This is a genomic window from Streptomyces katrae (assembly GCF_000966975.1).
In the GTDB taxonomy this organism is placed as follows: domain Bacteria; phylum Actinomycetota; class Actinomycetes; order Streptomycetales; family Streptomycetaceae; genus Streptomyces; species Streptomyces katrae.
This window is the reverse complement of the sequence record NZ_JZWV01001019.1, coordinates 1-4,316: the sequence shown is the minus strand read 5'-3', so window position 1 is coordinate 4,316 and position 4,316 is coordinate 1. Positions and strand designations below refer to the sequence as shown.

At 70.7% G+C, this 4,316-nt stretch carries 5 protein-coding genes; 2 read left to right on the top strand and 3 right to left on the bottom strand.

Going from position 1 to position 4,316, the window contains the following annotated elements:
- Positions 1–126: 126 nt before the first annotated feature.
- The gene (locus VR44_RS31475) at positions 127–315 is read right to left on the bottom strand and encodes a DUF6381 family protein (RefSeq protein ID WP_045951030.1); all 189 of its coding nucleotides are present in this window, start codon (positions 313–315) and stop codon (positions 127–129) included.
- Positions 316–543: 228 nt separating this feature from the next.
- Complete coding sequence (locus tag VR44_RS31470) at positions 544–1,104, bottom strand: TetR/AcrR family transcriptional regulator (RefSeq protein WP_045951029.1); 561 nt, start codon at positions 1,102–1,104, stop codon at positions 544–546.
- A gap of 189 nt (positions 1,105–1,293) precedes the next feature.
- On the opposite strand from VR44_RS31470, the gene VR44_RS31465 reads away from it, so the two are divergent.
- Positions 1,294–1,617 (top strand): DMT family transporter, encoded by a 324-nt coding sequence (locus VR44_RS31465; RefSeq protein WP_045951028.1) that lies wholly within the window; start codon positions 1,294–1,296, stop codon positions 1,615–1,617.
- A gap of 17 nt (positions 1,618–1,634) precedes the next feature.
- On the opposite strand, the gene VR44_RS31460 is transcribed toward VR44_RS31465, so the two are convergent.
- On the bottom strand, positions 1,635–3,200 hold the full coding sequence (locus VR44_RS31460; protein WP_045951027.1) for an oleate hydratase: 1,566 nt from the start codon (positions 3,198–3,200) through the stop codon (positions 1,635–1,637).
- A gap of 334 nt (positions 3,201–3,534) precedes the next feature.
- Between VR44_RS31460 and VR44_RS31455 the strand changes: the two genes are divergently transcribed.
- Entirely contained in the window at positions 3,535–4,182 is a 648-nt protein-coding gene (locus tag VR44_RS31455) for a hypothetical protein (protein WP_045951026.1), read from the top strand.
- Positions 4,183–4,316 lie beyond the last annotated feature (134 nt).

The window sequence follows — 4,316 nt, the reverse complement described above, 5'->3', positions numbered from 1 at the left end:
GGCGGCGGCCTTGGCGGCGATGGTCCGGTCGACCGGGGCGAGTTCCCAGATCCCGTCACGAACCTGCTGCTCGGCCTGCCCGGCCAGATCCTCGATGGCCGCCGACATGTCCATGCGTCCCCCGTCCTACATGGGATCCATGGTCCCGCTGCCCGGGCCGTTCTGCTCCTCGCTCTTCTTCCGGATGTGCAGGGCCTTGTCCCGCAGTCGCTGCCGCTCGGCGGGATCCGTGGCCCGCTGGGCCGCCTGTTCCAGCTCCTGGGCCTTGTCTCGCATCTCCCGGGCTCGCTCGCTCGGGCCGCTGTCGTTGCTCATGACCGGTCCTCGGTGGGTCGGGGAAGAACGTGGGCGATCCGATCCCATCAGCCACGGCCCGCGGCCGCCACCGCAGCCGGACCGAACGGGCGGCGTACGAGGAGAGCCCCGGCGGCACCCGACGACGGCTGCGGGGGAGTGGGCGGCGCCGACCGTTCGGATCCGGCACGGGAGACGTCGGGCAGACGGCCCACCGGGGCGTCCGGTGGGGTCCGCCCGTCCGCCCGTTCAGTCAGCCGGCAGCACACTCGCCAGCCGCGCCAGCGCCGCCTTGATCCGGTCCGGCGTCACTCCCTGGGCGCGCTGCTGGAGGAAGACCTCCGGTGCCAGCGGCGCGAGCAGGCTGTCCACCAGCGCGTCGGGGTCCGGAGTGCCGGACTGGCGCAGCAGGGCGAGGACATGGGCGCGCCAGAAGCCGTACGCCCCGATGGTGAAGCGCTTCTCGCCGGTCTCGGCGCCCAGGACCAGGTGGCCGTGGCTCTCCAGCAGGTCGACCATGGCGGCGTAGAAGGCTGTGAGCCGCTCGTGCGGCGGTGCGCCGGGGCCGAGCGGGGGAGCGCCGCGCAGCAGTTCCTCCTGGAGGCGGCGTTCGTGCTCGTCGAGGAGGGCCGCCGCGATGGACGTGACGTCCGGGTAGCGGCGGTAGAGCGTGCCGCGGCCGATGCCGGCCGTCCGGGCGATGTCGTCCATCGTGACCGCCCGCGGATCACCGGCGGCGAACAACTCGGCCGCGGCGGAGAGCACCTTGGCCCGGTTGCGGGCGGCGTCCGCACGTTCCCTCGTTTCCATGGCATCCCAGCCTACCGGAATAACCGGACGCCCTGTCCGGTTGAGTCTCTCGTCCGATATAACTGGACGCCATGTCCGGTTACTGTTCCCGCCGATACCGAGGGGTCCCGTCATGACCACGCTGCCGCACCGCCACGCAGGCGCCCGCCGCCAGTCCCTGGAGGCCGCCCGCAAGACAGGAGCCTCCCTGTGAACTGGCTCCTCCTCGTCGCCGCCGGCCTGGTGGAGGTCGCCTGGTCGCAGAGCATCAAACCGACGGCCGGCTTCACCCGCCCGCTGCCCACGCTGCTCTGCTTCGCGCTCGCCGCCGTCGCCGTCTACCTGCTGTCCCTGGCGATGAAGGGCCTGCCGGTCGGCACGGCCTACGCCGTCTTCACCGGAATCGGCGCGGCCGGCGCCATCACCCTCGGCGCCGTCGTCCACAAGGACCCGGTGACCCCGGGCCGCCTCCTCGCCCTGGCCCTGATCATCGGCGGCGTGGCGCTCTCCCACGCGACCGCCCCGGCGGAGTGACCCGACGGCGGGTCCGTTCAGCGCCGGTGCAGGGTCTGCAGTGCCTCGATGAGGACCTTCGGGTCGTACTGGCCCTTGTAGACGGGCGGGGGCTGCCTGTCGAGCCCCAGCAACCCGGCGACGGCGGTCCAGGCCGTGCGTACGGAGTACTCGACGGTGAAGACCACGTCCTCGGGAACCTCGGCGTACTGGCCGATGAAGGCCAGGTTCGTGGAGCCGGCGGGTACGACCTGGGGGCGGTCGCCGGCCTTGCGGACCAGGAACTGGCTGGTGATGTACGGCATCTTCGCGGGGATCACCAGAGACCCGTCCAGGATCCGCTGGCGCTCGGTGAACGGCAGATGCCGCAGTACCTCGTCGAGGATCTCCCGGCCGGTGCACTCGGACATGGGCTTGCCCACGAAGTCGCCCTGCCGGTCGGGGAACAGCGCGTACCCCCACCACACGAACGTGTCCTCGGGCTGGTCCCGGAAATGCGGCTGGTGGTTGAGCACGATGGTCAGCAGCCAGCTGGACTCCTTGAAGGTGATCAGGCCACCCTTGCCCGCCTCGCTTCCGCTGAACTCCTCCATCAGCTTGAAGAAGAGCGGGTCCTTGGTGGTGACGGTGAACGACTCCCAGGTGGAGTCCTTGACGTGGGAGTCGAACACCTTCGGGTCGCCCAGTCCGGGGCGCTTCGCGGCGAGGGTCTCCCACAGCTGCCAGGCCCCGCTGGAGGAGGTGGTGTCCAGGGCGGGGACGGTATCGGTGGAGCCCAGGGTGGAGTTCGCGGTCATGGATCCGTTGGTCACCATCACCAGGTCGTCCGGGCCGACGGCCGTACTACCGGACTTCCCGTCACGCTCCCAGACGAGCTCCTCGACGGTCAGCGCGTCGCCGTCGGCCAGCCGCAGGTCCGTGACGCGAGTGCCGAGCCGGAGGGTGACGCCCTGGGCGGTGAGCCACGCCAGGAGGGGCCGCACGATCGAGTCGAACTGGTTGAACCGGGTGCGGTAGATCCCCGACATGGTGTCGAAGGTCTTGAACAGGTGGACGAAGCGGTTGAGGTAGCGGCGGAACTCGATCGCGCTGTGCCAGGGTTCGAACGCGAACGTGGTGCACCACATCGCCCAGAAGTTGGTGGTGAAGAACTCCTCGTGGAACAGGTCCGAGATCCGCTTGCCGTCCAGCAGCCTCTCGGGCGTGGCCACGCACTTCACGAGTTCGAGGCGGTCCCGTTCGGAGAACGTCATCGCGTGCGCGTCGATGACGCTCCCGTCGGCGGCGACGAGGCGGGCGTGGTCGTCCCAGGCGAAGTCCTCGTGGAAGGCGAACGTGTCCTCCGTGACCGACTTGGCCGGGTCGTCCAGCGAGGGAATGGAAGACAGCAGGTCGTAGGTGCACTCGAAGTGGATCTCGAACATACGGCCGCCGCGCATGGTGTACCCGGTCTCGGGGGATCCCGCCGCGTCCAGGCTCCCGCCCTCGCGGTCCTGTTCCTCCAGGATCACGATGTCGTTCCCCGAGAACCCGCCTTCGCGGATCAGGAACGCCGCCGCCGCGAGCGACGCGATCCCGCTGCCCACCAGATAAGCCTTCGCCACGGCCGTCCCTCCACACGATGCACGCCGCCTCGCCGGGTCCGCCGGAACGCGGCCGCCTCGGGCGGAAGAGCCCCCCATGGGTTCCCCGGCACACCCGGCGCGACACGGGGACGGTCGCCACGTCCCCGGTTCGGCCCAGCCCACCCCCTGCCCGACGCCCCCTCAGCCCCGGACACCACCCCCGGACAGAGCTTCCGCGGAGCGCCGCCAGGCCCTTATCGCAGTACCGCCACCCGGGGCGACAACGCAGTGTCACCGCACGGGTTCCGTCCCTGCGGCGAGCCGCTGTGCGACGTTGGGCGCCGGCCCGAGCCGAAGCGGAGGGACGGACATCGTGACGCCGGACACCAGACGCGGCTTCGCCGTGGTGGCACTGCTGACAGCCCTGATCACAACGGCGACGGCATGCGGGGGCTCAGAGCCGGGGCCCGCCCGGACCCGCGACACCACAACCACCGACACGAACACGGACACGGACACGGACAGCACGGCTTCCGCTCCCGCGCCGACGGGCGAGGACCTGGGCAAGATCTTCCCCGGCACCGACTCGGACTCCGGCACTGCCTCGACGGTCGCCCTGCCGAGGGCGCAGCTGGACGAGCCTGCCGGAGGCACCATGGAGCTCTCCAACGACCAGCAGGTGCCCCTGACCGTCCAGCCGCTGAGGGCCACGTCCGAGAGCGGGGACCTCTCGATCGTCAAGGACGGCTGCAGCGGCGTCACGCTCCAGCCCCAGCAGACGTGCAGCGTCCAGGTCAGCCACACCGCCCAGGAGGCCGGCACCTGGACGGGGACGGTCATCGCTCCGACCGCGGAGGGGCCCATGTTCTCGGTGACGCTGACCGGTGAGGCCGTCGAGGCCGCGACGGAGACGGCCACCGGGTCCCCGACCCCGGAGCCCACCGAGACCTCGGAAACCCCCGAGACCTCGGAAACCCCCGAGGAATCCGAAAGCCCCACACCTGAGCCCGGGCTCACCTGACAGAGCCCCGCGTCACCAGCCGGACCGTGCCGTCGTCGACCGGGAGCACGACCGTCACGGTGTTCCTGTACCCGCCGTAGTGGGGGACGAGGTAGAAGGAGGCCTGGGTCTTCAACAGGAGGCGAAAGCCCCTG

Excerpts from the sequence above, each read along its gene's own strand:
- VR44_RS31475 (WP_045951030.1), bottom strand. The coding sequence starts at position 315 with ATGAGCAACGACAGCGGCCCGAGCGAGCGAGCCCGGGAGATGCGAGAC.
- VR44_RS31470 (WP_045951029.1), bottom strand. The coding sequence starts at position 1,104 with ATGGAAACGAGGGAACGTGCGGACGCCGCCCGCAACCGGGCCAAGGTG.